The sequence below is a fragment of the Pseudogracilibacillus sp. SO10305 genome (assembly GCF_037072005.1).
Classification (GTDB): Bacteria; Bacillota; Bacilli; order Bacillales; family Amphibacillaceae; genus Pseudogracilibacillus; species Pseudogracilibacillus intestinigallinarum.
In genome coordinates this window covers 19853-45809 of record NZ_JAXHDE010000010.1, presented here as the reverse complement: position 1 = coordinate 45809, position 25957 = coordinate 19853, and the positions used below count along the sequence as shown (strand labels likewise).

The following is a 25957-nucleotide window of genomic DNA, read 5'->3' as shown; positions in this document are numbered from 1 at the left end:
ATGGGAGGGCATTAATATGAGCGATATAAAAGAAGTTGTTCAAAAAATAATGGAAGTAAATTTTAAATTTGATACGGATGTAAGTGTGTTAGTCGTGACAGATATGTCAACGAAAGATTTAGGGTCAGCATTTCACCAAGCTTTACATGAATTAGGTTGGGAAACTTATATTCATGTGATGGAGGATCGGAATAAATCGGGAGAGGAACCTGATGCTCATATTGCAAAGGAAATGTTAAACCATGGCATTGTTTTTTGTTTAACGAAACATTCGTTAACACATACTGTTGCTCGCCGACATGCGAGTGAACAAGGAATAAGTGTCATTACGATGCCAGGAATTAACGAAGATATTTTTTTACATGGAGCGATTAATGCAGATTATGATCGGGTTGAACAAGAAACGAATGAAATTGTAGCATTATTAACTTCACATGAGAAAGTGACGATTGAATCTGGTGACGGGTTAACGTTACGTATACCTATTGGTGAGCGAAAAGGGGTGCCAAGTACAGGTGTCTTCCATAAGAAAGGTGACTCAGGTAATTTACCATCTGGTGAAGCATATATTGCGCCATTAGAAGGTGAGGCGGAAGGTGAAATCGAAATTAACGGATCTATCGCTGGAATTGGGCTCGTTCATGAACCAGTTATTTTAAAAATTGCCGCAGGTCGTTTAGTACATGCTTCAGGTGAAGTAGGACAAAAATTAATGGATATTTTAGGCGAGGGGGATGGAAGATTGCTTGCTGAGCTTGGAATAGGAACAAACCATGCCGCTAGGGTAACTGGTAATATTTTAGAGGATGAAAAGGCGAAAAATACCATTCATGTTGCATTTGGCTCTAACCATACTTTTGGTGGGGTCATTAAAACAGATGTGCATATCGATTGTGTCACAAAATCACCCGGCGTTATTTGGGAATCATAAAACGAAGGGATGTGGTTTCAATCGAAGCTTTACATGTATTGAATCAAATGAAACAAATTCAAAATGTGCGAACATATGACGATAAAAAATTAGAAGCAAAAGATGAGAAGATGTTGTATGAAGCATTTTTAGCTGGACCAAGTTCCATTAGTAACCAAGCGAGAGAGTTAATTGTTATTGGTGATAGTATATTGAGAAACAAGCTTGCAAATGACCTTTTGAGTCCTTATATGGTGAAAGAATCTATTCCGCAAAAGTGGATAGAAGATGTGCCATTTTTATCAGTTATTGTTATTGAAAAAAGACGAGCAATGTCAAGAATAGGTTCTAAAGGCATATTAATCGCACAAAAGGAAGCGGAAAGCGCGATTCAAAATATGCGACTGTTAGCTACTTGTTTACAAATAAATTCAGCCATTATTCGGGAGTTTGAACCAGAAACGATTAGGGAAACCTTGTCATTACCATGGTATGTTGAACCTGTCGCAATGCTCGCATGTGGATATGCATTAGGAGAATCACCAATGCAATTGAAAAGTTTATCGATGGAAAATATGATTCATAAGGATAGATGGTCATGAAAAAAATAGACGCGATATATAAACGATCGAGTGTAAGACAATTTCAAGATATTCCTATTTCTGATGAACAGTTGTATAGCATTTTAGAGGCTGGCACATTAGCACCTTCAAGTGGTAATATGCAACCTTGGGAATTTATTGTGATAAAGGAACCGCCCTATAAAGAAAAAGTGGTTTCATGTACATTTAGTGGGTTTTATGCGGGTACTTCAAACTATCAGCAATGGATTAAATCGGCGCCAGTAATTTTAATTATTTGTGCGAATAAAAAAAGAACAGCAGCAAGGTATGGTAACTTGGGGTATAAATGGGTGCCTTTAGATGTTGCCAATGCCGTCCAAAATATGATTTTGACGATGACTCAAAATGGTATAAGTTGTTGTTGGGTTGGTGGAATTGATGAAAATAAAATTAGAGAATCCTTTCGTTTGCCCGAATATGTTCAGCCAATTGGTTTATTACCTTTAGGATATGCAACAGAAGAAGGACAGACGAAATATAAAATGCCACCAGAATTTGTCACTCATTCCCATCGATACAATGAACCTTATTTTAAAAGTTAAATTACTTTTTATTAGAAAATGGTACCGGACACCGCGTGTGGTTGTAGGGGGATAGTGATTAGTGCTGTGAGTAGTTAGGGGTTTTCCTGTTTTTCTTGCGGATGTATGGTTTAATTTCGCAAGTTGTCTCCGTTTTTTCGTTTTACTTGCGGAAATATGAGTTAATTTCGCAAGTTTACGCGTATTTCCCGTTTCACTTGCGGAAATATGAGTTAATTTCGCAAGTTGTCTCCGTTTTCCCGTTCCACTTGCGGATATAGTTGTTAATTTCGCAAGTTTACGCGTATTTCCCGTTCGACTTGCGGAAATATGGTTTAATTTCGCAAGTTTACGCGTATTTCCCGTTTCACTTGCGTAAATATGAGTTAATTTCGCAAGTTGTCTCCGTTTTTCCGTTCCACTTGCGGAAATATGAGTTAATTCCGCAAGTTTTCTCTGTTTTTCCGTTTCACTTGCGGAAATATGAGTTAATTTCGCAAGTTGTCTCCGTTTTTCCGTTTTACTTGCGGAAATATGAGTTAATTTCGCAAGTTGTCACCATTTTTCCGTTTCACTTGCGTAAATATGAGTTAATTTCGCAAGTTGTCACCATTTTTCCGTTTCACTTGCGGATATCCATCTGTCACAACCATACCAAATCCAGCGAATCTCATTCACCAAACATATCCCATGTAAACTCCAGCGAACCCCATTTACGATACTTTTACCTTCACATGATTGAAGGATTTATATGTACGAAAATTGAGGAATATTATATAATGATTGTCTACTGAATGATGTGTGAGAGGTTAGGAGGATTCCGATGGTGAAAATCGAACGCTTTAAAGAGATGTTTCGGCAAATAAATGAATACGGTTATACGGGTGAAGGCATGAATCGATTGGCTTATTCGAAGGAAGAGGCACAGGCATTGCAGTATATAAAACGGCTTTGTGAAGCGGAAGGATTACTATACCGTCAAGATGAGATTGGAAATGTCATAATTCGTAGAGAAGGAACAGATCCATCTTTACCGGCAGTTGCGGTCGGCTCACATATTGATACTGTATATAATAGTGGAATGTATGATGGAACAGTCGGTGTACTAGCTGGACTGGAAGTGTTATTTGCACTTAATGAAGAAAAGGTTAGAACGACGCATCCATTAGAAGTTATTATTTTTGCGTGTGAAGAATCAGCACGCTTTGGTCTGGCAACAGTGGGAAGTAAAGCGATGGTCGGGACGTTAGATCTCGAAGAAGTGATGAGGTTACACGATAAAAGTGACCAAACTTTTACAGAGGTAATTGCACAGAAGGGCTTTTCGCTGGAATATATTTCAATGGCTGAACGAAACGAAGATGAATTGAAGGCATTTCTTGAGTTACATATTGAACAGGGGCCAGTTTTAGAGGAAATTGGTAAAGATATTGGACTTGTTACAGGAATTGCAGCACCGACGAGGTATCATGTGACAATTCATGGACGTCAATCTCACTCAGGGTCGACACCGATGCGCTCACGGCAAGATGCATTGCTCGCGGCTTCAGAATTCGCATTATATTTGGAACAACTTGCTCTAGAAGAAGAGGATGCAAAAACAGTTGCAACGGTTGGGGCATGTAAAGTAAAATCTGGCGCGATGAATATTGTGCCGGGAGAAGTAAAGTTACACGTTGATATTCGTAGCATTTATATGGAGTCAAAAGAACGCCTTATCGAGAAATTGCATGTCTTTGTTAAACAATTGGAAAAGAAACGAGGTGTCCAAGTAACGTTTAGAAAAATTACAAATGAAACACCGGTATTATTAAATGAAAAGTTACTAGAATTGGCAAAATCTGGTTGTGAAAAACGTAACTTTACATATGAGGAAATGCCAAGTGGAGCAGGGCATGATGCGATGAATATGGCATTGAAATATCCGACGGGAGTCATTTTCATTCCTTCTAAAGATGGGCTAAGTCATCATCCAGATGAATATACATCATTTAAACAAATCGAAAAGGGAATACATCTACTAAAAGATATATTATGTGAACTCGCTATATTTCCCGAGTTATACAAATTGTAAGTTAAATTTTCCATTCGGTAATCGATCTGAAAAATTATGATAAGTATAAAAAATATATACTAAAGTATATGCACATATCTTCTATAAATTATAATGATAAAATAAAGGCGTATAAATATAATTTATAACGGTCGTTTACTATCGTTATAGTATACCGCTTCGAAGCCAAAGAACGTACTGGCCTAAGTAAGAGTAAAGAATTCTAACTTAGGCCAGTACCGTACACATTAGGATATTCTATTATTTACTGTGTCACTTTTTCAGTTTTTGATTCGTGTTTGTAGAAATCGTAATGTAAAGGATCTAATGGCTTACGTTCTAAAATTAAATCAGCAGCTTTTTCCGCTAACATAATAATCGGAGCGTGGATATTCCCATTCGTTACGTATGGCATGGCAGAAGCATCTACTACACTGACGTTTTCTAATCCATGTACTTTCATCGTGTTTGGATCCACAACGGCCATCGGGTCTGAAGCGTCACCCATTTTTGCTGTACCACAAGGATGCAAGGCTGTTTCTGCATCATTACGTACCCACTCTAAAATTTCTTCATCTGTTTGTACGCTAGGTCCCGGTGAAATTTCACCCGTATTAAACGGTGCCATCGATGCTTGTGATGTTATTTCACGTGTTCTTCTAACTGCCTCTACCCACTCTCTACGATCTTGGTCTGTAGATAAGTAGTTGTAAATCATACTAGGATGTTCCGCTGGATCTGTTGATTTAATTTTAATCGATCCACGTGCATCTGAATACATCGGGCCAACATGTACTTGGAAACCATGTTTTACATCTGCTTTTTGGCCATCATATCTAACTGCAAGTGGCAAGAAATGATACATTAAGTTAGGATATTTTACATCATCGTTCGAACGAATAAAACCTCCACCTTCAAAATGACTACTTGCAACAGGGCCAGTACGGTTTAAAATCCATTGTAATCCTATGAAAGGCATTTTAAATTTGTTTAAGCTAGGCATTTCTGAAACTGGTTGTGGACATTCATATTGAATATACACTTCTAAATGGTCTTGTAAATTTTCACCAACACCAGGTAAATCGATTACCGGCTTAATACCTAATGACTTTAAGTGTTCCGCCTCACCAACCCCTGATAATTGTAAAATTTGCGGTGTATTGATTGCCCCACCTGCAAGAATTATTTCATTTCCATATACCTTTTTCATTTTGCTTCCACGTCGATAAGATACACTCGTCGCCTTTGTACCTTCAAAATTAATTTTCGTGACAAAAGCTAATGTTTCAATATCTAGGTTTTCACGATTTTTTGCAGGATCTAAATAAGCATGTGATGTTGATAGCCTTTTACCTTTATAAATATGACGATCAAAAGGTCCAAATCCTTCTTGTTGATAACTATTCACGTCGTCTGTACGTAAATGTCCTGCTTCTTCTGCTGCTTCGAAAAACGCATTAAATAATGGGTTTGTTGCTGGACCTCTCGTTAATTTAATCGGTCCACTTTGACCACGATATTTGTCTCCTGGCGAGTCAATCGCATGTTCTAATTTTTTAAAGTAAGGAAGTACGTGTGCATAATCCCAACCTTCCATCCCTTTGTCTGCACCCCAACGTTCATAGTCCATTGGATTTCCGCGTTGATAAATCATACCATTAATAGAACTAGAACCTCCGAGCACTTTTCCACGTGCATGTGCAATTCTTCTTCCGTTCATATGTGGTTCCGGATCTGACTTATATCCCCAGTCATATAATGGATTACCTGATGGAAACATTAATGCTGCGGGCATTTGAATGAATGGATCCCATGGATAATCGCTTCGACCTGCTTCTAAAATTAATACACTTTTCGTGCCATCTTCACTTAGTCGATTACCTAAAACAGAACCAGCACTTCCACCACCGACAACGATAAAGTCATAATGTTTTTTCATTGTATTCCCTCCAAATAAGTATCGATTGATTTTATTTATATAAATCTTGGTTCATTTTCCAATCTGTAATGACATTTTTAAATTCTACTAGCTTATCTATAGAATCTTCGTTAAATGTATTAGCAACAGATTTTCGTGCACGTGGCGAAAAGATAAATAAAGATAAGATAGCGAAAAGTCCACCTAACATAATATTCCTTTTCATGAAATCACTCCTCTAACCTTTTTAGTTGTTAACATAGTACATCCAATAGACCTGTTTCATTGAAAATGAATGCATGCTCTACACTAAATGCCGTCTATTTTGCACGCACTTTCATCATGTAATTGTACCAAATGCCGTTAAGTTTGTTAAGAAAAAATTTAATATTAAGAACAAATTAAAACTATCATTTTCAGATATAAAAGTCAAAGAGAATCTATAAACGTTTCCTTTCGTTATAGAAAATAAAAGCCGAAATAACAATGATTTAATAAAAATAAGACAAATTAACAAAAAAATTACAAAGGAAAAAATACATCGTTTTTTGAGAAAAACACGTATATTTTGATGTATAAATGGCTTATCGAAGAAAACGACATAAAAATATAGCTATAACGTCTTTATAGTCGTTTTAGCTTCATAATGCTCCAAGAAAAGGTGAGAAAACTAGAGATAAGAAGAAAAAGGCAGCTTGACATACAGATTAGTCTTAGCTAGTGTAAGTATATAAAAATTATTTAAAAAATTTATTTAATTAAATTTATATTTAACAAAATAAATTAAGTAATTGCAAAAAAAGTGGGGGTTGTTTTATTGGTTCGAATACGTATAGATGAACAGATCTATGATATTGATGGCATTTTATTCGATAAAGATGGGACTTTACTAGATTTCCATACTTTGTGGATGGGATGGTCTAAAGATATTATTGACGCTATTTGTTTGAAAATGAATTTACAACAGGTTCATCAAAAAGAAATGGCAACATCAATAGGAGTAGATTGGCAAGAAGATAGTTGGGATGTAGAAGGTCCACTTGCAATTGGTACGACTCAAGATTTAATCACTCTTTTGGCACATCAATTATATGTACTAAACATCCCGTGGAATACTGCGTTTAAATTGGTAACGGATACATTTATCGAAGTGAATCGGTTAGATAATTGGAAAAAGCGTGTAAAAGAAATGCCAGGGTTGAAACGTTTTGTTAAAAAATGTTATGAACGTAATCTTCACTTAGGTGTTGTTACATCAGATGATCATGATCATGCAGTGAAACATCTGAAACAATTAGGAATCCATTCTTATTTTCAAGCATTTATCGGTGGAGACCAAGTAACACATGGCAAACCTTTTCCAGAATCTGCCGAATTGGCTTGTGCACAGATGAATGTGAATCCTAGTCGTATGTTAGTGATTGGAGATTCTGATGGGGACATGGTATTTGGCAATAACATTAGTGCAATGGCGAATATAGGTGTTGTATCGAACACGAACGAAACAAAACATTTTCATCATGCAGACCATTTGATTCGTTCTTATGATGAAATTACATTTGATGAAAAATAAAAAAGCATTTTATTTTAGCTGACTTAACATTAATGAAGAGAAAGGCGGTTTTTTATTTGTCTAAAATTAAAATGAAGCATATAAAGAAGCGTTATGATGATAAAAATGATTACGTAATTCATGATTTTAATTTAAATATTGAAGAAAATGAATTTATCGTGTTTGTAGGCCCGTCAGGATGCGGGAAGTCAACGACATTACGAATGATTGCAGGGCTTGAAAGTATAACGAGTGGTGAACTATGGATGGATGACAAACTTGTCAATGATGTAGAACCGAAAGATCGAGATATTGCTATGGTATTTCAAAACTACGCACTATTCCCTCACTATAATGTATTCGATAATATTGCCTTCGGTTTAAAGATGCAAAAGCATAAAAAACAATTCATTAAAAAGCGTGTAGAAGAAGCTGCAGAAATATTAGGATTGACAGATTATTTAAAGCGAAAACCGAAAGATCTTTCTGGTGGACAGCGACAAAGAGTAGCGTTAGGAAGAGCAATTGTTAGAGATGCACATATTTTTTTAATGGATGAACCATTATCAAACTTAGATGCAAAATTACGGATTCAAATGCGAAAGGAAATTATTAATTTACATCGACGCTTAGGTACGACGACTATTTATGTAACACATGATCAAACAGAAGCAATGACAATGGCTTCTAGAATTGTCGTGTTGAATGGAGGTTATATAGAACAAATTGGTACACCGGAAGAAGTGTATAACACTCCAGCAACTAAGTTTGTCGCAGAGTTTATGGGATCGCCTCCGATGAACTTTTTAGAAGGTTCGATAAAAAATAATCAATTGATTTTACATACTGGAGAAGTTCTAGGAAACTTACCAACGACATTCAATGATTTAGAAAAAGTGGACATCGGTATTCGCGCAGAAAATTTAACTGTCACAGAAGAAAAGCAAGGGTTAATGATGACCGTGAATCATGTTGAATTAATGGGGGCAGACTTACATATTCATGGTGTTGTAAACGGGAAAGAAATAACTGTTCGGGAGGATCCGAAGAACAAAGTGAGTGTTAACGATACATTGTTTTTAAAAACAAATGTTGAAAATGTACATTTATTCGATGTACAGAGTGGAAAATCGTTATTTGAAAGAGAGAAGGTGGAAGTATGAGGCGCCTAAAAAAATCGATGAAAATTTTTATCTTTTTAGGTATTCCACTTATACCGCTGATTGTATTTTGGTTTATTCCAATGATCGTGTCACTTTGGTTAAGTTTAACGGATTGGGATTATATAAGTCCAACATTTAATTATGTGGCGATGGATAATTATACATATGCATTTACGAGCGATGATTTTTATCAAGCATTGAAAAATACTGTTATTTTTGGTGTATTTACAGTTATTCCAACGATTATTATCGGCCTATGTTTAGCGTTGCTTTTGCGTGAAGGATTGAAAGGGATAACCTTTTTCAGGTCGTTAATGTTTTCTCCTTGGATTACACCAATGGTAGCGATGTCAATTGTGTGGGCGTGGATTTATGAACCAGATGTAGGGTTATTGAATCAAGTGTTAGGGTTTTTCCATTTACCTCAACCAGATTGGTTACATAGTTCAAAGAGTGCTTTATGGTCCATCATTATCGTTACTGTATGGAAAAATGCAGGATGGGCAATGTTGTTCTATTCAGATGCTTTGCAGAAGATTCCACGTGATTTATATGAAGTAAGTGAATTGGAAGGTGCATCAGCATGGCAGCGTTTACGTACAATTGTCATTCCTTTAGTGTCTCCAACGACATTGTTTTTAGGAATTATGTTGGCGATTGAATCCATTCAAGCATATGACCAAATTCAAGTAATGACTCAAGGTGGTCCATCTGGTAGTACGAGAACATTATTATATATGTATTATCAAATGGCGTTCGAACAGTTTAATATGGGACAAGCAACAGCCATTTCGACAATTATCGTTGTTATTACAGGTATCTTAGCGTTGACGATGTTTTATGTGTCAAAACGTTGGGTGCATTACTAAGGGGGGAGTAATAGGTTGAAAAACAATACAGAATCTAAAGGTTTTAAGATGAGCCTTTATATAGCATTGACTGTACTTGGCATCCTAATGGTATTCCCTTTAATTTGGATGTTATTAAGTGCCTTGAAGTCACCAGATGAAATTTTTTCTGTACCGATAAAATGGTTTCCAGAAGTTGCGCAATGGGGCAACTTCCAGAAAACATTAGATTTAGCTCCATTTGGGTTGTACATATTTAATAGTGCATTTACAGCACTTGTTATCGTTATTTTTCAATTTATTTTATCTTGTATGATTGCTTATGCTCTAACACAAATGCAATTTAAAGGAAGAGCATTAGTGTTTAATCTCATTTTAATTACATATATGCTTCCAGCTGAAGCGACATATGTACCGAGTTATACAATCATTGCAAAAATGGGCCTTTTAGACACATTAACCGGTGTGATTATATCGAATATCGCCAGTGTCTTTACTATATTTTTATTGCGTCAAGCGTTTATGCAAGTACCGAAAGATACAATCGAAGCTGCAAGAGCGTATGGTGCAAATGACTTTACGATATTATGGCGTGTGATGATCCCGATGAGTAAATCTACTATATTTGTCGTTAGCCTCATTAGTTTCGTCAAAATGTATAATAACTATTTATGGCCGTCTTTAATTGTGAAAAGCGAAGAAAACTATTTAATTACTGTAGGACTAAATAAGTTTTTCACATCACAAGGATCTTTCGCAGATAAATGGCCATTAATCATGACGGCGAATGTGTTATCTGTCATTCCATTACTTATTTTATTTATCGTTTTACATAAATGGTTCATAAAAGGTATTGGGGATACAGGATTAAAAGGATAAAAAATAATTTATATGGAGGAATATTCATGAGAAAGTATTTATTAGGTCTTAGTTTATTACTTGCTTTTGGATTGATTCTAGGAGCATGTTCATCAAGTGATAGTGCATCAAGTGATGGGAAAGTAGAAATTGAATTTTGGTATGGATTAGGTAGTGAAGCAGACAAAAAAATGAAAGAAATTATTAGTGATTTTAATGCGGAACACGAAGATATTGAAGTGATTCCAGTACCTCAAGCAGACTATACAGAAACATATGAAAAATTACAGGCTGCTATTGCTTCGAATACAGCACCGGGAATTTTCATTGCGGAAGTTACACCAATGACAGATTTAGCGAGTAAAGAAGCACTTGAACCGTTAGATAAGTTTTTAGATGAAGATGATAGTTTTGACGAAGAAGATTTCTTAGCTTCATTAATTTCACCTGGTAAAATGGACGGTTCCATGTATATGCTACCTGGATATGGTTCTGCACAAGTAATGTATTATAGAAAAGATATTTTCGAAAATGCTGGTGTAGATCCTGAGGAAGCTTTTGCTTCATGGGAAAATCTTGCTGAAGCTTCACGAACGTTGATTGATAGTGGAGAAGTAAATGTTGGTCATATGCCAATGTGGGGATATGAAAATTTAGTAGATATTGCATTAAGTAATGGTGGTTCTATTTTAAATGATGATGGTACAGAAGTGTTAATTGATAGTCCAGAATGGATAGAATCATGGGAGTTTATTCGTGAACAGATCCATGATAAAGAAAATATGAAAATTAACTCTGGCGGACAAGGATGGGAATATTGGTATAAAACGATTGACCAAGTGATGAACGGTTCCGCAGCAAGTTATACCGGTTCATCTGGTGATAAAGGAGATTTAGATTTTGACAAAATTGATTCACATATCCAACCAGGATTAAATGGAAAAGATCCGGCACCAGAAGTAACAGGGTTATATTTAGGAATTCCATCTAGTATTTCTGAAGAAGAAAAAGAAGCAGCATATGAATGGATGAGCTATTTTACTAGTAGTGAAGTAAACGCTGACTGGTCAAAAACAATTGGATATGTTCCTACACGTAATTCTACGACAGAAGAGCCAGTATATGCTGATTTCGTAGCAGAAAATCCTTATGCAAATGTACCTTATGAACAGGCGCAAATATCGACACCTGAATTTATTGATCCTACAGGCGGAAAAATTATTGACGCTTTATCAATCGCTACAGATAAAGTACAAATAGAAAACATACCTGTAGAAGAAGCATTGAAAAAGGCGAAAGAAGATGCACAAGCTGCCTTAGATGAAGTAAATAATAAATAAGTTAGGATGAAGTTATTGTATGTCAGGTATATTGCTATCCGAACAAGTAAAAAGTGAAAAAACTGGCACGTATTTAGACCGTGATTATGTCATTAACGTGCAAAATGAAATTGAATCATTATACATTGATGTTCATGTAAGTAAAGGTGTTTGGGCAACATGTATGATATACGATCCAAATAACTATTTACGTGGTCAACTATTGTTGACGGGTGATGCAAGGTCAATTTTGATCCATAAACAAGCACATAAAAGTAATCCATATACTGTTCCGGGAGAGATATACGAAGGAGAATGGCGTATAAATGTATCGTTTTTATGTAATGAAAACATAGAAGCAGGCGGTATTTGGGGAGAGTGTGCAGTATATGCAAATGAACTCGTCCCTGGTACAGTCAAACTAGATAAATGGAACTGGACAGATGAAAAGAAATCATCCTTTCAATTGACGCTTTATCAATCCGAGGAAGTGTATCAACATGAAAAACGATGGTATAAAGGTGACTTTCATACACATACGACTTTTACAGATGGTGAAATGAGTCGTGAAGAAAATGTTGAAATGGCAAAAAAACAACAATTAGATTTTTTTGTTGCGACAGACCATAATATTGTGCCCACGTCTTGGTATGATAAAACAGATATGCTCGTCATACCTGGGACAGAAGTTACTTCTCCTTTAGGACATTTTAATATTATAAATCCAAATACTTCTCCGTTTGCGAAATGTAAAGTATCGGATATGTATGAAGAAAAAGGGACGAATAAAATTATAAATCAAAACTATGGGGATGCACTCGTATCTATTAACCATCCTTTTTTAAAAGGGTGTCCTTGGATATATGAGGAGACAGTAATCGAACATATTGATACTTTAGAAATTATCAACGATCCAACATATCCAGATAATAGAGTAGCAACAGAAAAGGCACTAATCGCATGGAATGTTCTATTAAATGATGGGCATCAGATAACTGGAATAGGTGGTTCTGACTCCCATCTTCGTCCGACTGACACATATGAAGGTAGTACAGAACCGTCGTTAATGGGGGATCCTGGAACATATGTATATTGTGCACAACTTTCTACCAAACAGCTAATGGATAGTGTTCGAAAAGGGAATGTAATTGTATCAAGAGGTGGATTTATTCATTTTACAGATGGACATTGTTTGCCTGGGGAAGAAAGTGTATTGTTTAAGGGAATTTTATCTGTTGAAGTCGAAACAGAAGATGCTATTTATATTGAATGGATAGTAGATGGGGAAATAAAGAAAAGAGCATATACAAATGTTCACACGTATCCATTTCATTTTTCGGAAACGGAATATCACTGGATTCGGGTTGATATAAGGAATACAGATGGTACGCTGTATGGATTTTCAAACCCGATTTATTTCGGGAAAAAAGAACCGAAAATTCACAAATGGAAAGAAGTATTAGAAAAAATGCCTAAGTAATGTTTTTGTACAAGTGTTGTATGTTCCGTAAAGGTTCATATAACACTTTTTTTATCGAATCAACTATAACATGGTATAATTTGAGAAAGTATAGTTGCTATGAAAAACGTTTCATAAAGGTGAGAAAGGAAAGGGGTATTTTTTTGAAGATGAATGATGAGCAAGCATTAGAAAAATTAGAAAATGCAAAGCATCAAGTAATAGATGCAATCGCAGAAACAATGGATTTATATGCTGTGCCACCAGCTGCCGGAAGATTATATGCGATTATGCAATTTGAAGAACAAATGAATTTAGATGAAATGCAAGATGTCATGGGCATGAGTAAGCCTAGTATGAGTACAAGTGTACGGAAATTGCAAGAAATTGATATGATGAAAAAGACATTCCAACGTGGATCGAGAAAGCATTCATATATTGCTGAAAAAAATTATTTTAATACATTTATTAGTTATTTTTGCCATATGTGGGATCGTGAAGCAAAAATGAATTTAACTGCGATAAGAGAAGCAGAGTTTGAATTAGATCAAATTTTTGAAGAAGGGGATGTATCGGAAGAAACCCTAGCAAAAACGCGGGAGTTATATACACAAATAGAAGCTTCGAAAAAATATTATCGTTGGTTAGAACGCTTATCTGCCTCTGTTCGCTCAAGAGAAATTTTTAAATATGTGCCACATGAATTAGAAGATACGGATAATTGAAATTCTTGTTCGAGGCTGGTAGGAAGCAGGAACGAATAAAGGACATGGAAATGTTTATTGAAATGGCTAAAAGGAAATAGTATACATAGGAGGGATTCTCTTGGTATATGAAAACAAACAAGATTGGCCAGAAAAGTTTCCAATCGAAAAACTGATTTCCATAGAAAAGGATATGGATAAATTAATTGAAGGAAAAAAGATTTCAGTTAGACGGAATGACCGTTATGCAGATGTTGGCGATACAATTATGTTGAAAGGGCATCTGTTTGAAGTAGAGGATGTGTATCCCCAATTTTTAAAAAATATGAGTGCGAAAAATGCTCGTGAAGAAGGATTTGAAAGTATCGAGTCATATAAAACAGCATTGACAAGCATTCATGATGGAGCAGTGTGGAACCCAGAGCAACTCGTCTGGGCTCATTATTTAAAAGAAAAATAACAAAAGGCGTAAACTTTCGTTTTACGCCTTTTGTTGGCTTTATAGATCCAGTTCTTTTTTCAAATCTTTCGGTATATCAATCTTAGTATCATTAAAATCTTTAAATTCATTCCAAATATCAAATTTAATTTTACCTGCGTCTGCATCGGCAGATATATTAATTAATAATTCCTCCATGAATAATGTGTCTTTTTGGAATATAGCTTCGACTTCAACTGTTGTTTCTGTTTCTAAATCAGCCCCGGTGAGTGATAAGTTATAAACATCTTGGAAAATATAAAAAATATCTTTTGCCGGACCACTATATGTTGCGATATATTTATTATCTTTTTCTTCCACTTCTGCAAGTTCTCCAAAATCTCTTACCGCTTCAATAATATTATAGTATGTTGTACCACTTGATTTTAGTGAACCTGCAGGTAAAGGAGTGCCATTATCTTGCCATATTTCTCCATCTGATACATACTGTGCGCCATCATAAAATACGGCATGTTGGAATGTTTCACCGTTAGCGTTTTTTTCAATAAGTTCTATATTTCCTTCATCATTTTTTTCATCAATTTTTCCGATAACAGCCAAAGAGGAGGTATCTCTTCCACCTGGTGAATTAATTAAAATATCCATTCCCATATCCATATCATAAATTTCTACATTGTCGCGGCTTTCAAAGATTTGTTGGAATAGGGCCGCTGTATCGTCATTTGTATTTGTCTCTTCGTTATCATTGTTACTATCGTTGTTAACATCGTTATTTTCATTGTTTTCCTTTTCGTTCTTATTTTCATCCACTTCATTCTGTTCGTTATTGTTTTCGTTGTTCTTGTCGTTGACTTCTTCATTACCAGATTGACAAGCTACTAGAAAAATAATGAGAAATAAAGACATGAAAATCGTAACCAAGTTTCTTCGCATAAAATCAGTCTCTCCATTTCTATATAATGTAATAGTTATTTTGTTCAGTATAAGGTTACGTGTAAAAGTTTTCCAATGAACTTATACAAAAAAGCGAGAAATAGTTCTCGCTAATCATGTAATATATTATAAAGTCGTTCGAATTTCCCATAACTCTGGAAAGAAATATTGATCGAGTACTTTCTTTAAATAAGAGACTCCACCGGAGCCGCCAGTTCCTTTCTTAAACCCAATAATTCTTTCAACGGTCTTCATATGTCGGAAGCGCCATTGTTGGAATAAATCTTCTACATCAACAAGTTCTTCCGCCAACTCGTACAATTCCCAATATTTATCAACGTTTCGGTAAACAGTAAGCCAAGCCTGCCTCACACTATCATTGGAACGATGGGATAAACTAACATCACGGTTTAATACATCTTCATCAATTGGAAGCCCAGCCCTATTTAATGCTTGAATCGATACGTCATAAATGCTTGGTGCATCATGTGCTGCTTGCAATACTTCTAATAGTTTTGGATCTTTTTCATAAATGTTTAACACATGTTCTGTTTTATAGCCGAGAGAGAATTCGATGATACGGTTTTGGAAAGACTGGAAACCTGATGCATTTCCAAGTTTGTCACGGAATTCCATATATTCGGATGGTGTCAAGGTGGATAGAACATCCCACACATTTTTTAATTGGACTTGTATTTTTGATACTCTTGCTAATTTTTTAAATGCTTCTTGTAAACGATCTTGTTCAATATCTTTCGTGGCGGATTGTATTTCATGAATAATTTGCTTCATCCATATTTCACTAACATGGTGTACGGAAATAAATAACATTTCATCATGGTGATCACTTAATGGATGATGGCTATTTAATAATGTATCCAGTCCTAAATATTCACTGTACGTCATTTTTTCTTTAAAGTCTGTTTCAATTGTTTCTTCATTTTTAAAAGCTTCGTGTTCATTTAACATAACAGTTCCTCCTCTTAAACGAAAAGTTGTATGCGCTAACATTTTATTTTTAAAAATACACAGAAATTATTCTGCGCAATATTTTTTACTGTAATAGAAACTTGCATTCATAACCTATTTTATTATACATTAAAATTATAATTTAATGTAGAAACTGTGTCAATTTGGCATTTGGAAAGGCATTTCAATAGATGAATTTTGAAAAAAGGGGTAGATATAAATGGAAGCGAATTCATTTGAAGTAACAGAATCATTTGCAAAACAATTGGATGAAAAAGATTCCCTAGCAGCTTACAAAGAGGAGTTTTATGTGAAAGAAAAAGAATATTATATGAATGGAAACTCTTTAGGTTTGTTATCAAAGCGAAGTGAAACAGCATTATTAGATGCATTAGAAGATTGGAAAGAATTTGCGATTGATGGTTGGTTGCAAGCTGAACCAGCATGGTTTTATATGTCAGAACAGCTAGGGAAAATGACAGGGTCACTTATTGGTGCAAAAAAAGGGGAGACGATTGTGACAGGTTCGATTACGACGAATATTCATCAATTAGTGGCGACGTTTTTTCAGCCGACAGAGACGAAAAATAAAATTTTAGCAGATGAATTAACGTTTTCTTCAGATATTTATGCATTACAAAGCCAGTTACTTTTACGAGGTTTACAGCCGGAAACACATTTAATTCGCGTATCGAGTGAAGATGGATCGACATTGTCAGAAGAAAAAATTATCGAGATGATGACAGATGATGTCGCACTTATCTTATTGCCTTCTGTACTTTACCGAAGCGGACAAATTTTAAACATGGAAAAATTAGCATTTGAAGCGAAGCGTCGTAATATTATGATCGGTTTTGATTTAGCACATTCCATTGGTGCACTCCCACATCAATTACATGATTGGGGAGTCGATTTTGCGATGTGGTGTAACTATAAATATTTAAATAGTGGGCCTGGAGGTGTCGGTGGCTTATTCGTTCATGAGAAACATTTAGGGACGACACCTGGATTACGTGGTTGGTTCAGTTCAGATAAGGAGAAACAATTTGATTTAGATCATGATTTTGTTCCCGCACAAACAGCAAGTGCATTCCAATTAGGGACTCCTCATGTTTTATCTCTGGCACCATTAAAAGGTTCGTTGGAGATTTTTAATGAAATAGGAATTGAAAATGTACGTGCAAAATCACTTCGTCTAACAGCGTATATGATGTATTTAATCGATCATGAATTGGCTGGATTTGAATTTGAAATTACAAATCCACGGGAAGCAGATAGACGCGGTGGACATATTAGCTTAGCACATAAAGAAGCTGCAAGAATTTGTAAAGCGTTAAAAGATGCTGGAGTTATTCCAGATTTTAGAGCACCGAATGTAATTCGTTTATCACCAATTGCATTGTACACGTCTTATCATGACGTATGGATGGTCGTGCAAATTTTAAAAACGATTATGGAAGAAGAGGCTTATAAGAAATATGAAAACAAACGTGATGTCGTTGCATAAGGAAGTGTTTCGATGAAGGACAATTTCAAAAAAATTTTTTATGGAAATGGTGAAGAACAATTCGGGGAACTACGGTTGCCTGAAAAGGGGGATGGTCCTTTTCCAATTATAGTTATCATTCATGGGGGGTTTTGGAAAAAGGCATATGATTTAAAACATATCCGTCCATTAGCAAATGCATTTACATCGCATGGTTTTGTGACATGGAATATTGAATATCGTCGTGTCGGCCATGTAGGAGGTGGTTGGCCGGGAACGTTTGCAGATGTGAGTGCAGCATTACAATACGTCGAAAAGCTAGCAAACCTATATCCGATTGATTTGGAAAGAGTCGTTACATTAGGTCATTCTGCTGGAGGACATTTGGCCTTATGGGTGGCAGCTCAAGAAAACTTACATGAAAATAGCCCAATCCGTTTTGAAAAAAATCCACTGCCAGTAAAAGGAGTGCTTAGTCTAGCTGGGATTGGTCATTTGGAAACGATGTATCAAATCCATCATTGGGAAGAAAAGTTGTTTGATTCAGATGTGAACCCGACACGTGATCTACTTGGTGGAACACCAGCACAATATAAAGAAAGATATGAGCACGGATCACCGAGTACATTATTACCGATTTCGTCTAATATCGTGCTTATCCACGGTGAATTAGATATTGCAGTTCCATTTGCGATGAGTAAAATGTTTGATGAACGAGCACGTGCATCGGGGACAAAGGTGGAGCTTATACCTTTTAGAGACTTAGAACACTATGCTATCATTCAGCCGGATACAAAATCTTGGCCGGTATTGTTAGAGAAAGTGCAGGAAATTATTAGAGAGTAGTAAACATTCTTAGTTTTGTATGAAAGTTAAAAGTAAAGGTCTTGTATTTTACACTATTTTTGATAATATGGAAGTAACTCAATATACGTATCACAGGGGGAGCAATTTTTGCTGAGAGTGGACAATGTCCAGACCCTTCGAACCTGTTTAGTTAATACTAACGTAGGGATGTGGTGACACGAGGATGGGCTACCCATTCTTATATACCTCTATGGATACGCGTTGAACAATATCATAGGGGGTTTTTTATGTGAAGAAATTTTTACCATTACAGGCGATGCTCGAAGTAGCAATTTTTGCCGCATTAGCCATGTTAATCGATTTATTACCAGGAATTAAGCCGATTCCATCCATTTCTATTTCATTAGCGATGGTGCCAATTTTTATTGTAGCATTTCGTTGGGGTGTGAAAGCGAGTTTTATTTCCGGATTTATTTGGGGGATTTTGCAAATCGTTACTGGGGATGCATGGATTTTAACGCCATTACAAGCGTTTATCGAGTATTTTGTTGCCTTTAGTTTTATCGGTTTTGCAGGATTAATGATGGGCGTCGTGCAAAATGCAGTTCGTTTACAAAACCGTCCCAAGTTAATTACATCTGTTTCAGTTGGAGTGCTTATTGGAAGTATTGGCCGTTACTTCTGGCATTTTATTGCCGGCGTTGTTTTCTTTGCAAACTATGCAGAAGAAGCGGGTCAAACACCGATTTATTTCTCATTTGTTACGAATAGCATTACGATGATATCAAACTTTATTGGTTGTTCGATTGTAATTATTTTAATTTTAATGGTTCGTCCAACATTTTTAACGATGAACAAACCATTGGAAGCAAATAGAAAAGTTTCGTAAATGTTTTAACGAAAAAGACCTCGGTAAAAAGCATTTCATTCATTAAAGTTAAATAGTGGAGCTATCGTCTATATTTTATGGACGGTAGCTTTTTTATATGTTGTATACATTTTTGTCCATTTTATTACTGATGTAATTTTATGTAAAAAATGTAAAATAATATATTCAATTTACATGTTTACTGTTATACTTAATGCAACGTTTTTTTTCATCTGTTTATCTGCTTCTCATATTTTGATTCCTTCCGTTTGAAAAATCTGGTACTTTACGGCACATAGAATAAAATGCTACATTTTACTTATTACTAAATAAATGTAAGCGCTTTACAAAGAAAGGGAGCGATCATAAATGGATATTAAACATACACACAAATTTAAAGCATTAAGTGCACAACAGGTGTGGGACACAATCCAAAACCCGGAAGTATTAAAAGCAGTATTGCCAGGTTGTAAAACATTTGATGAAGTAGGCGATGAGCAATATAAAGCGGTACTCGGAATTAATATGGGGCCAATTAAGGGAGAATTTACGGCAGATGTGGAACAAGTCGATAAAAATGAACCAACATCTTATCGTCTCCTTGTAAAGGCGAGTGGAAAACCAGGTGAAATTGATGCAAATGCGTTAATGGAACTGGAGGAGGTAGATGGAAATACGGAGTTAACATGTACAGCAGATGTTGCGGCAACAGGATTAATGGCGACGATTGGTCAAAGAATGATTGGTGGCGTAGCAAAAGTAGTTTTAAAGCAATTTTTTAAAGATATAGAGAAAAAAGCAAAACAATAAAATTTATGTGGAGGTGCATGTATGTCAAATCTTGTGAATGTTACTGTGACGATTAATGGAGAAGAACGTTCAGCAGAAGTGGAACCACGTATGTTATTAGTTCATTTTATTCGTGATGTATTAGGGATTACAGGTTCACATATCGGTTGTGATACGAGCCAGTGTGGGAATTGTACGATTTTAGTAGATGGACGAGCAGCAAAGTCTTGTACTTTATTAGCAGTCCATGTGGATGGATCTGAACTTATTACGGTAGAAGGTTTAGGTACAGTTGAAAACTTACACCCTGTGCAACGAGGGTTCTGGGAAGAACATGGATTGCAATGTGGATATTGTACACCGGGGGCAATGATTGCAAGTATTGAATTATTAGCACAAAATCCAACACCGACAGATGAGGAAATTAGAGAAGGATTAGAAGGGGTAATTTGCCGTTGTACGGGATATGAATTTATCGTAAATGCGGTTAGAAGGGCATCGGAAATTATGAGAGAAGAAAATGCAGTGAAAGGAGTGAAATAATCGATGAGTAAACTAGTTGGACAACGAATGAAACGTAAAGAGGATCCAAAACTTATTACAGGGAACGCCACATACTTAGATGATTTGAAAATTCCTAATTTATTACATGCATATATCTTAAGAAGTCCACATCCACATGCTAATATTAAAAGCATTCATAAAGATAAGGCGCTTGCACATCCAGGAGTAGTGGCGGTATATACAGGAAAAGATTTAGAAGGGAAAATCAATCCCGTACCAACTTCGTGGAAAGTTCCTGGAATGAACTTAATTGAAACGGCACAATATCCTTTAGCAATTGATACTGCAAGATATGTCGGAGATGGTGTTGCAATGGTTATCGCAAGTGACCGTTATGCGGCAGAAGATGCTGCAGAATTAGTGGAAGTAGAATATGAAGTATTGCCATCTATTTCCAACCAAAAAGAAGCGCGCAAAGAAGGGGCTCCACAAATTTATGATGAAGTACCAAATAATACGGCTTTTACGTATATTGCAGGTGAAGTAACGGACGCCGATATCGATGGGGCGGAAGTAGTTATTCGTGGAAACTATAGTACACAGAGAGTTGCGCCAAGCCCGATGGAAACACGTAATTCTTTAGCACAATATAATCCGGGTAATGGTGAGTTGAAGTTATATGTCGGTTCACAAAACCCACATATTCATCGTATGGTCCTTTCAGAAGTGTTAGATTTTCCAGAACATCGATTACAAGTAAAAGTAGCTGATATGGGTGGAGGCTTTGGTGGGAAAATTGGTGTATATCCTGACGAAGCACTTGTATCGTATGCGGCCATCGATCTAAAGCGTCCGGTGAAATGGGTAGAGACACGAAATGAGCATTTCCAATCTGCGAATGCTGGACGAGATATGATGGTAGATGTAGAACTTGCTGGAACGAAAGATGGGAAAATTACAGCAATAAGAGTAGTAAATCATGCTAATATCGGTGCGTATTTAGCAACATTCGGACCTGGTAACCCGACAATTGATTTTGGGTTAATGGTGTCTGGTCCATACAAAATACCGAAAGCACAAGTTACAACATATGGAATGTATACAAACACTATGTCTGTAGATTCTTATCGTGGCGCTGGAAAGCCTGAAGTAACATTTATGCTAGAACGTGCTGTAAGTGATTTTGCTAAAGAGATCGGCATGGACCCTGTAGAAGTGCGTAAATTGAACTTTGCTCAAAAAGAAGAGTTTCCTTTTACAAATGCACAGGGGTTAGTATATGACAGTGGTGATTATGATAAAGCACTAGATAGAGCAGTCGAAATTGCTGATTATGAGAAGTTACGCCAAGAGCAAAAAATGGCCTTAGGAGAAGGGCGTTATATCGGTATCGGAATTTCTTCATATGTTGAATTGTCCGGTTTTGGACCTTCAGCAGTAGCAGGTGGCATCGGGTTCCAAGGTGGGATTTGGGAGAATTCGACGGTTCGCGTACACCCGACAGGAAAAGTAACGGTATTTACTGGTACTTCCCCACATGGACAAGGTCATGATACGACGTTTACGCAAATTGTTGCAGATAAGCTCGGTATCCCATATGAAGATATTAATTTTGTTTTTAATGATACGAAAGCGGTTTCGATGGGTTGGGGAACATATGGATCAAGGTCTTTAGCAGTTGGAGGAAATGCAGTTGCCCTGTCGACTGACAAAGTGATAGAAAAAGGACGTATCGTCGCAGCTCACCTATTACAATCAGAAGTAGAAAATGTTGCATTCGAAAAAGGTGTCTATTTTGTCAAATCTGACCCGACTATGCGAAAAACATTCCAAGAAATTGCGAAAGCAGCAAACTTTGCTTGGGATATGCCAAAAGGAATTGAGCCGGGATTAGAAGAAAAAACATTTTTTGATCCTTCGAACTTCACGTATCCATTCGGTACACATATTGTCGTTGTAGAAGTTGATCCAGAAACAGGACATGTAGAGATTTTACGTTATATTTCTGTCGATGACTCTGGTAAAATTGTCAATCCACTCGTTGCAGAAGGGCAAATTTTAGGAGCGGTTGCTCAAGGTGTAGGACAAGCATTGTGGGAAGAAATTAAATATGATGAAAAAGGTCAATTACAAACAGGTTCATTTATGGACTATACAATGCCAAAAGCGAGATTTTTCCCGAAAATTGAAATGGATTTTACAGAAACATTATCACCTGTAAACCAACTAGGATCTAAAGGGGTTGCGGAATCTGGTGTAACTGGTTCTATTGCAGCTACAGCGAATGCAGTGATGGATGCACTTGCACCATTTAATGTGGAAAATATTAGTATTCCATTAACACCTGAGAAAGTTTGGAGAGCGATACAGAAAGGGGAGGGTAAACAATGATTCCTGCAAAGTTCGATTATAAAAGAGCGAAAACAGTAGAGGAAGCTGTTCAATTGTTAAAGGATAGTGATGGAGAAGGAACAATTCTTGCAGGTGGACATAGTTTACTTCCTTTATTAAAATTTCGAATTACAGAGCCTGGATTATTAGTTGATATTAGTAAAATAGAGGGACTAAAAGGTGCACGTATCGAAGAGGATCGTTTAGTCGTTGGTGCATTAACGACACATTATGATGTATCAAAAGATGAACTTATTTTAGACAAAATCCCAGCGCTTGCAAAGGCAGCAAGTGTCATTGGAGATTTGCAAATTCGTAATCGAGGTACGATTGGTGGTAATCTTGCTCACGGGGATCCTGTTGCAGACTATCCAGCGGTAGCGATTGCATTAGATGCATCTTTAAAAGTTGTTAGTGAAGATGGTGAAGAAGATATACCGCTCGAAGGTTTTGTATTAGGACCATTAATTACATCGATTCCAGAGACGGGGATGGTAACGGAAGTTAGTTTTGAATTACCACCAGCTCATGCAAAACAAACTTATGTTAAATTTTTCCACCCTGCTACAGCATATCCTGTAGTTGGAGTGGCGGTTATTGCAGGGGTCGATGAGAACAATGAAATCGATTTTATAAGAGTCGGTATTACAGGAGTTGGAGATGTAGCATATCGTGCTGAAGAAGTAGAAGATGCGCTAGAAGGACAGACTCCATCAGCCGAATTAATCGATGAAGCTGCACAATTAGCTGCTGAAGATGGAGATATGGGTGAAGACTTATTTGCATCAGAGGAGTATCGTGAACATTTAACGAAAGTGTTTGTGAAACGAGCATTAAAAGAAGTACTATTATAAGAAGTAGCATAATGGTAAAGAATAAGAAAACGAATTGTTCTTTACCATTATTTTTACAAAGTTGTATCTGGAGGTAGGTACACGATGAGAGAAAACGAAAAAGTGTATGATGCAATTCAACAAGCAAAAAACAATGGTGTGAAAGCCGTTGTTGCAACAGTTGTTAAGGTGTATGGATCGAGCTATCGCCGAGAAGGAGCCAAAATGTACGTAGATGAAACAGAACATCATGTCGGCTTAATATCTGGAGGTTGTTTGGAATCAGATGTAAGGGAAGTAGCAAAAACAGTATTAGCATCTGGTACACCATTATTGAAATTATATGACATGGATGAAGATTTGGTTTGGGGATTAGGATTAGGTTGTCCTGGAAAGGTGCAAGTATATATTGAACCAGTCTCATAGTAGAAGAAAGGGAGGTGAGCAAATGATGGAAGATAAAGCGTATGCTTTTTGGTTGGCAGCAAATAAAGGAGAAGAAAAATGTTGTTTAGCAACGATTATCCAGTTAGAAACGGAAGGGAAATATGAGCCATTACGTTTATGTATGACTGAAAGTGGGAAAATAGAAACAACGATTGATCAAACAGATATCATTCATGCAATACGTCCTATCTTAATGGAAAAAATGCAAGCACATCTCGGTCAATCAGAAATGCAAGAGGTTATATTAAAAAGTGGCGATACATTACAAGTTTTCGTAGATATTTACATTCCTAAATCAAAAATCATTATTTTTGGTGCAGGGCATGATGCGATTCCAGTAGCACATTTTAGTCAAAAATTGGGATTTGAAACGACAGTAGTAGATGCTCGTGAAACGTTTAATTCTGCCGAAAACTTTCCAAATTGTGAGCGCATTATTGCACATCCTTCATCATTTACGGAAAAAGTTCCGGTCTCACCTTTTACATATGTGATTATTATGAATCACCATATTGAAAAAGACCGTGAAACGTTGCAATTTGCATTACAATCACCTTCCCCTTATGTTGGTGTCTTAGGTCCTCGTTCAAGAAGAGAAAAGATGTTGACTCAATTAAAAGAAGATGATGTTATATTTTCAGGTGAAGTTCTCGAAAAAATGTATAATCCAATTGGATTAGATATAGGTGCGGAAACACCAGAAGAGATTGCAATCAGTATTTTAAGTGAGATCATTGCTATACAAAAAGGACATCAAGGTGGCTTTTTACATGATCAACATCAAATTCACCGCCATACTTCTAAATATGAGGAAGTAGGAAAAGGAATATCTTATGTGCAAGGAACCAATTAATGCTTGTATTCTTGCAGCAGGCATAGGAAGCAGAATGGGAAGAACGAAACAACTACTCCCATTTTCTGAAAAGCCTATGTTACAACATGTAATCGATAAGGTGCTTACATTTCCTTTTCATCATGTTTATGGAGTGATAGGACATGAATACGAAGAAATAATGAAGAACGTTCAAGTACGTGATGAACGTTTTTCTTGGCTTATAAATCACGCATATAAAGAAGGGCAAAGTACCTCTTTAAAAAAGGTGTTTCAAGTATCATCTCAGCCGTTCGTCATTTTTTTAGGAGATGTATTATTTATCCAAGATAACACGATTAATCGGATTTTAGAGGATAGTCAACAATATGCATGTAATGATACGCCAATTTTTATACGTCCGATCCATGAAGGGATTGTTGGTCACCCAGTATATGTTAAAAATATTCCTCCACAGATTGTAGATCAATTACATGGTGATGAAGGATTACGGGCGATTCAAACAGAGCAGATGAAACGTGCTTTCATCGAGGTGGATGATCCGTTTATACATGATGATATTGATACGTTTGAACAATATAAAGTAGCACTTGCGAAATGGCATAATGGGGAATATGATTGAAAATGGCCGCATAAAGTTTGGTACCATTCATTTGCTTTTTTGGTCCTTTGATAAAAGTGAACAAAGTGTTAATTTTATTGTAAGAACATTTTGAAAAGATGTTTTTTTA

The 25957-nt window shown here is 36.3% G+C and carries 26 protein-coding genes and 1 riboswitch; of the genes, 22 read left to right on the top strand and 4 right to left on the bottom strand.

Translation table 11 applies throughout. From position 1 onward, the window contains the following. Positions 1-16: 16 nt before the first annotated feature. From SPD45_RS09190 to SPD45_RS09175, 4 genes are all read left to right on the top strand, one after another. Positions 17-931 carry an aminopeptidase gene (locus SPD45_RS09190; protein WP_336267445.1) on the top strand — a complete coding sequence of 305 codons (915 nt, stop codon included), beginning with the start codon at positions 17-19 and terminating at the stop codon, positions 929-931. Positions 932-978: 47 nt separating this feature from the next. Then, complete coding sequence (locus tag SPD45_RS09185; RefSeq protein ID WP_336267444.1) at positions 979-1512, top strand: nitroreductase family protein; 534 nt, start codon at positions 979-981, stop codon at positions 1510-1512. After that, positions 1509-2075 carry a nitroreductase family protein gene (locus SPD45_RS09180; RefSeq protein WP_336267443.1) on the top strand — a complete coding sequence of 189 codons (567 nt, stop codon included), beginning with the start codon at positions 1509-1511 and terminating at the stop codon, positions 2073-2075. Before SPD45_RS09185 ends, SPD45_RS09180 begins: the two co-directional genes overlap by 4 nt. A gap of 802 nt (positions 2076-2877) precedes the next feature. Further along, positions 2878-4128 carry a M20 family metallo-hydrolase gene (locus SPD45_RS09175; protein WP_336267442.1) on the top strand — a complete coding sequence of 417 codons (1251 nt, stop codon included), beginning with the start codon at positions 2878-2880 and terminating at the stop codon, positions 4126-4128. A gap of 244 nt (positions 4129-4372) precedes the next feature. On the opposite strand, the gene betA is transcribed toward SPD45_RS09175, so the two are convergent. Together betA and SPD45_RS09165 are read right to left on the bottom strand one after the other, a co-directional pair. Beyond that, a complete protein-coding gene (gene betA, locus SPD45_RS09170; RefSeq protein ID WP_336267441.1) occupies positions 4373-6046 on the bottom strand; it encodes a choline dehydrogenase in 1674 nt (557 codons plus the stop codon). Between the two features lie 31 nt (positions 6047-6077). Beyond that, on the bottom strand, positions 6078-6251 hold the full coding sequence (locus tag SPD45_RS09165) for a hypothetical protein (RefSeq protein ID WP_336267440.1): 174 nt from the start codon (positions 6249-6251) through the stop codon (positions 6078-6080). 591 nt (positions 6252-6842) lie between these two features. Between SPD45_RS09165 and SPD45_RS09160 the strand changes: the two genes are divergently transcribed. From SPD45_RS09160 to SPD45_RS09125, 8 genes are all read left to right on the top strand, one after another. Further along, the gene (locus SPD45_RS09160; protein ID WP_336267439.1) at positions 6843-7598 is read left to right on the top strand and encodes an HAD family hydrolase; all 756 of its coding nucleotides are present in this window, start codon (positions 6843-6845) and stop codon (positions 7596-7598) included. A 56-nt stretch (positions 7599-7654) separates the two neighbouring features. Next, positions 7655-8740: an ABC transporter ATP-binding protein gene (locus SPD45_RS09155; protein ID WP_336267438.1), complete on the top strand. Its 1086-nt coding sequence runs from the start codon at positions 7655-7657 to the stop codon at positions 8738-8740. Continuing rightward, the gene (locus SPD45_RS09150) at positions 8737-9609 is read left to right on the top strand and encodes a carbohydrate ABC transporter permease (RefSeq protein WP_336267437.1); all 873 of its coding nucleotides are present in this window, start codon (positions 8737-8739) and stop codon (positions 9607-9609) included. Before SPD45_RS09155 ends, SPD45_RS09150 begins: the two co-directional genes overlap by 4 nt. Positions 9610-9624: 15 nt before the next feature. Further along, entirely contained in the window at positions 9625-10467 is an 843-nt protein-coding gene (locus tag SPD45_RS09145; RefSeq protein WP_336267436.1) for a carbohydrate ABC transporter permease, read from the top strand. Positions 10468-10493: 26 nt separating this feature from the next. Continuing rightward, positions 10494-11786: an ABC transporter substrate-binding protein gene (locus SPD45_RS09140; protein ID WP_336267435.1), complete on the top strand. Its 1293-nt coding sequence runs from the start codon at positions 10494-10496 to the stop codon at positions 11784-11786. A 19-nt stretch (positions 11787-11805) separates the two neighbouring features. Next, positions 11806-13245 carry a CehA/McbA family metallohydrolase gene (locus SPD45_RS09135; RefSeq protein WP_336267434.1) on the top strand — a complete coding sequence of 480 codons (1440 nt, stop codon included), beginning with the start codon at positions 11806-11808 and terminating at the stop codon, positions 13243-13245. Positions 13246-13394: 149 nt separating this feature from the next. Then, positions 13395-13949, top strand: a complete 555-nt coding sequence (cudC, locus tag SPD45_RS09130; RefSeq protein ID WP_336267506.1) for a choline uptake/conversion transcriptional regulator CudC — start codon at positions 13395-13397, stop codon at positions 13947-13949. Positions 13950-14049: 100 nt separating this feature from the next. Next, a complete protein-coding gene (locus tag SPD45_RS09125; RefSeq protein WP_336267433.1) occupies positions 14050-14388 on the top strand; it encodes an ASCH domain-containing protein in 339 nt (112 codons plus the stop codon). Positions 14389-14427: 39 nt separating this feature from the next. Here the strand turns inward: SPD45_RS09125 and SPD45_RS09120 are convergent, their stop codons facing one another. Both SPD45_RS09120 and kynA read right to left on the bottom strand, forming a co-directional pair. Next, a complete protein-coding gene (locus SPD45_RS09120) occupies positions 14428-15300 on the bottom strand; it encodes a hypothetical protein (RefSeq protein WP_336267432.1) in 873 nt (290 codons plus the stop codon). A 126-nt stretch (positions 15301-15426) separates the two neighbouring features. Then, on the bottom strand, positions 15427-16269 hold the full coding sequence (gene kynA / locus SPD45_RS09115; protein WP_336267431.1) for a tryptophan 2,3-dioxygenase: 843 nt from the start codon (positions 16267-16269) through the stop codon (positions 15427-15429). Between the two features lie 220 nt (positions 16270-16489). Between kynA and kynU the strand changes: the two genes are divergently transcribed. From kynU to SPD45_RS09065, 10 genes are all read left to right on the top strand, one after another. Further along, entirely contained in the window at positions 16490-17776 is a 1287-nt protein-coding gene (gene kynU / locus SPD45_RS09110; RefSeq protein WP_336267430.1) for a kynureninase, read from the top strand. Between the two features lie 12 nt (positions 17777-17788). Further along, on the top strand, positions 17789-18601 hold the full coding sequence (locus tag SPD45_RS09105) for an alpha/beta hydrolase family protein (RefSeq protein WP_336267429.1): 813 nt from the start codon (positions 17789-17791) through the stop codon (positions 18599-18601). Between the two features lie 85 nt (positions 18602-18686). After that, positions 18687-18787, top strand: a riboswitch (TPP riboswitch). 64 nt (positions 18788-18851) lie between these two features. Continuing rightward, a complete protein-coding gene (gene thiT, locus SPD45_RS09100) occupies positions 18852-19451 on the top strand; it encodes an energy-coupled thiamine transporter ThiT (protein WP_336267428.1) in 600 nt (199 codons plus the stop codon). 348 nt (positions 19452-19799) lie between these two features. Further along, positions 19800-20240 carry a CoxG family protein gene (locus tag SPD45_RS09095; RefSeq protein WP_336267427.1) on the top strand — a complete coding sequence of 147 codons (441 nt, stop codon included), beginning with the start codon at positions 19800-19802 and terminating at the stop codon, positions 20238-20240. 21 nt (positions 20241-20261) lie between these two features. Further along, positions 20262-20762 (top strand): (2Fe-2S)-binding protein, encoded by a 501-nt coding sequence (locus SPD45_RS09090; protein ID WP_336267426.1) that lies wholly within the window; start codon positions 20262-20264, stop codon positions 20760-20762. Between the two features lie 3 nt (positions 20763-20765). Continuing rightward, positions 20766-23114 carry a xanthine dehydrogenase family protein molybdopterin-binding subunit gene (locus SPD45_RS09085; RefSeq protein ID WP_336267425.1) on the top strand — a complete coding sequence of 783 codons (2349 nt, stop codon included), beginning with the start codon at positions 20766-20768 and terminating at the stop codon, positions 23112-23114. After that, positions 23111-23968 (top strand): FAD binding domain-containing protein, encoded by an 858-nt coding sequence (locus SPD45_RS09080; protein ID WP_336267424.1) that lies wholly within the window; start codon positions 23111-23113, stop codon positions 23966-23968. The genes SPD45_RS09085 and SPD45_RS09080 overlap by 4 nt, the downstream gene beginning before the upstream one ends. 84 nt (positions 23969-24052) lie before the next feature. Continuing rightward, on the top strand, positions 24053-24373 hold the full coding sequence (locus SPD45_RS09075) for an XdhC family protein (protein ID WP_336267423.1): 321 nt from the start codon (positions 24053-24055) through the stop codon (positions 24371-24373). A gap of 22 nt (positions 24374-24395) precedes the next feature. Continuing rightward, positions 24396-25247, top strand: coding sequence for an XdhC family protein (locus SPD45_RS09070; protein WP_336267422.1), 852 nt, complete (start codon positions 24396-24398; stop codon positions 25245-25247). Then, the gene (locus SPD45_RS09065; RefSeq protein ID WP_336267421.1) at positions 25228-25848 is read left to right on the top strand and encodes a nucleotidyltransferase family protein; all 621 of its coding nucleotides are present in this window, start codon (positions 25228-25230) and stop codon (positions 25846-25848) included. Before SPD45_RS09070 ends, SPD45_RS09065 begins: the two co-directional genes overlap by 20 nt. The last annotated feature ends 109 nt before the right edge of the window (positions 25849-25957 follow it).

What these genes read in the sequence shown, in the direction of transcription:
- SPD45_RS09190 (WP_336267445.1), top strand. Translation starts at nt 17, where the DNA reads ATGAGCGATATAAAAGAAGTTGTTCAAAAAATAATGGAAGTAAATTTT.
- SPD45_RS09185 (WP_336267444.1), top strand. Translation starts at nt 979, where the DNA reads ATGAAACAAATTCAAAATGTGCGAACATATGACGATAAAAAATTAGAA.
- SPD45_RS09180 (WP_336267443.1), top strand. Translation starts at nt 1,509, where the DNA reads ATGAAAAAAATAGACGCGATATATAAACGATCGAGTGTAAGACAATTT.
- SPD45_RS09175 (WP_336267442.1), top strand. Translation starts at nt 2,878, where the DNA reads ATGGTGAAAATCGAACGCTTTAAAGAGATGTTTCGGCAAATAAATGAA.
- betA (WP_336267441.1), bottom strand. Translation starts at nt 6,046, where the DNA reads ATGAAAAAACATTATGACTTTATCGTTGTCGGTGGTGGAAGTGCTGGT.
- SPD45_RS09165 (WP_336267440.1), bottom strand. Translation starts at nt 6,251, where the DNA reads ATGAAAAGGAATATTATGTTAGGTGGACTTTTCGCTATCTTATCTTTA.
- SPD45_RS09150 (WP_336267437.1), top strand. Translation starts at nt 8,737, where the DNA reads ATGAGGCGCCTAAAAAAATCGATGAAAATTTTTATCTTTTTAGGTATT.
- SPD45_RS09140 (WP_336267435.1), top strand. Translation starts at nt 10,494, where the DNA reads ATGAGAAAGTATTTATTAGGTCTTAGTTTATTACTTGCTTTTGGATTG.
- SPD45_RS09135 (WP_336267434.1), top strand. Translation starts at nt 11,806, where the DNA reads ATGTCAGGTATATTGCTATCCGAACAAGTAAAAAGTGAAAAAACTGGC.
- cudC (WP_336267506.1), top strand. Translation starts at nt 13,395, where the DNA reads ATGAATGATGAGCAAGCATTAGAAAAATTAGAAAATGCAAAGCATCAA.
- SPD45_RS09120 (WP_336267432.1), bottom strand. Translation starts at nt 15,300, where the DNA reads ATGCGAAGAAACTTGGTTACGATTTTCATGTCTTTATTTCTCATTATT.
- kynA (WP_336267431.1), bottom strand. Translation starts at nt 16,269, where the DNA reads ATGTTAAATGAACACGAAGCTTTTAAAAATGAAGAAACAATTGAAACA.
- kynU (WP_336267430.1), top strand. Translation starts at nt 16,490, where the DNA reads ATGGAAGCGAATTCATTTGAAGTAACAGAATCATTTGCAAAACAATTG.
- SPD45_RS09105 (WP_336267429.1), top strand. Translation starts at nt 17,789, where the DNA reads ATGAAGGACAATTTCAAAAAAATTTTTTATGGAAATGGTGAAGAACAA.
- SPD45_RS09095 (WP_336267427.1), top strand. Translation starts at nt 19,800, where the DNA reads ATGGATATTAAACATACACACAAATTTAAAGCATTAAGTGCACAACAG.
- SPD45_RS09090 (WP_336267426.1), top strand. Translation starts at nt 20,262, where the DNA reads ATGTCAAATCTTGTGAATGTTACTGTGACGATTAATGGAGAAGAACGT.
- SPD45_RS09085 (WP_336267425.1), top strand. Translation starts at nt 20,766, where the DNA reads ATGAGTAAACTAGTTGGACAACGAATGAAACGTAAAGAGGATCCAAAA.
- SPD45_RS09080 (WP_336267424.1), top strand. Translation starts at nt 23,111, where the DNA reads ATGATTCCTGCAAAGTTCGATTATAAAAGAGCGAAAACAGTAGAGGAA.
- SPD45_RS09075 (WP_336267423.1), top strand. Translation starts at nt 24,053, where the DNA reads ATGAGAGAAAACGAAAAAGTGTATGATGCAATTCAACAAGCAAAAAAC.
- SPD45_RS09070 (WP_336267422.1), top strand. Translation starts at nt 24,396, where the DNA reads ATGATGGAAGATAAAGCGTATGCTTTTTGGTTGGCAGCAAATAAAGGA.
- SPD45_RS09065 (WP_336267421.1), top strand. Translation starts at nt 25,228, where the DNA reads ATGTGCAAGGAACCAATTAATGCTTGTATTCTTGCAGCAGGCATAGGA.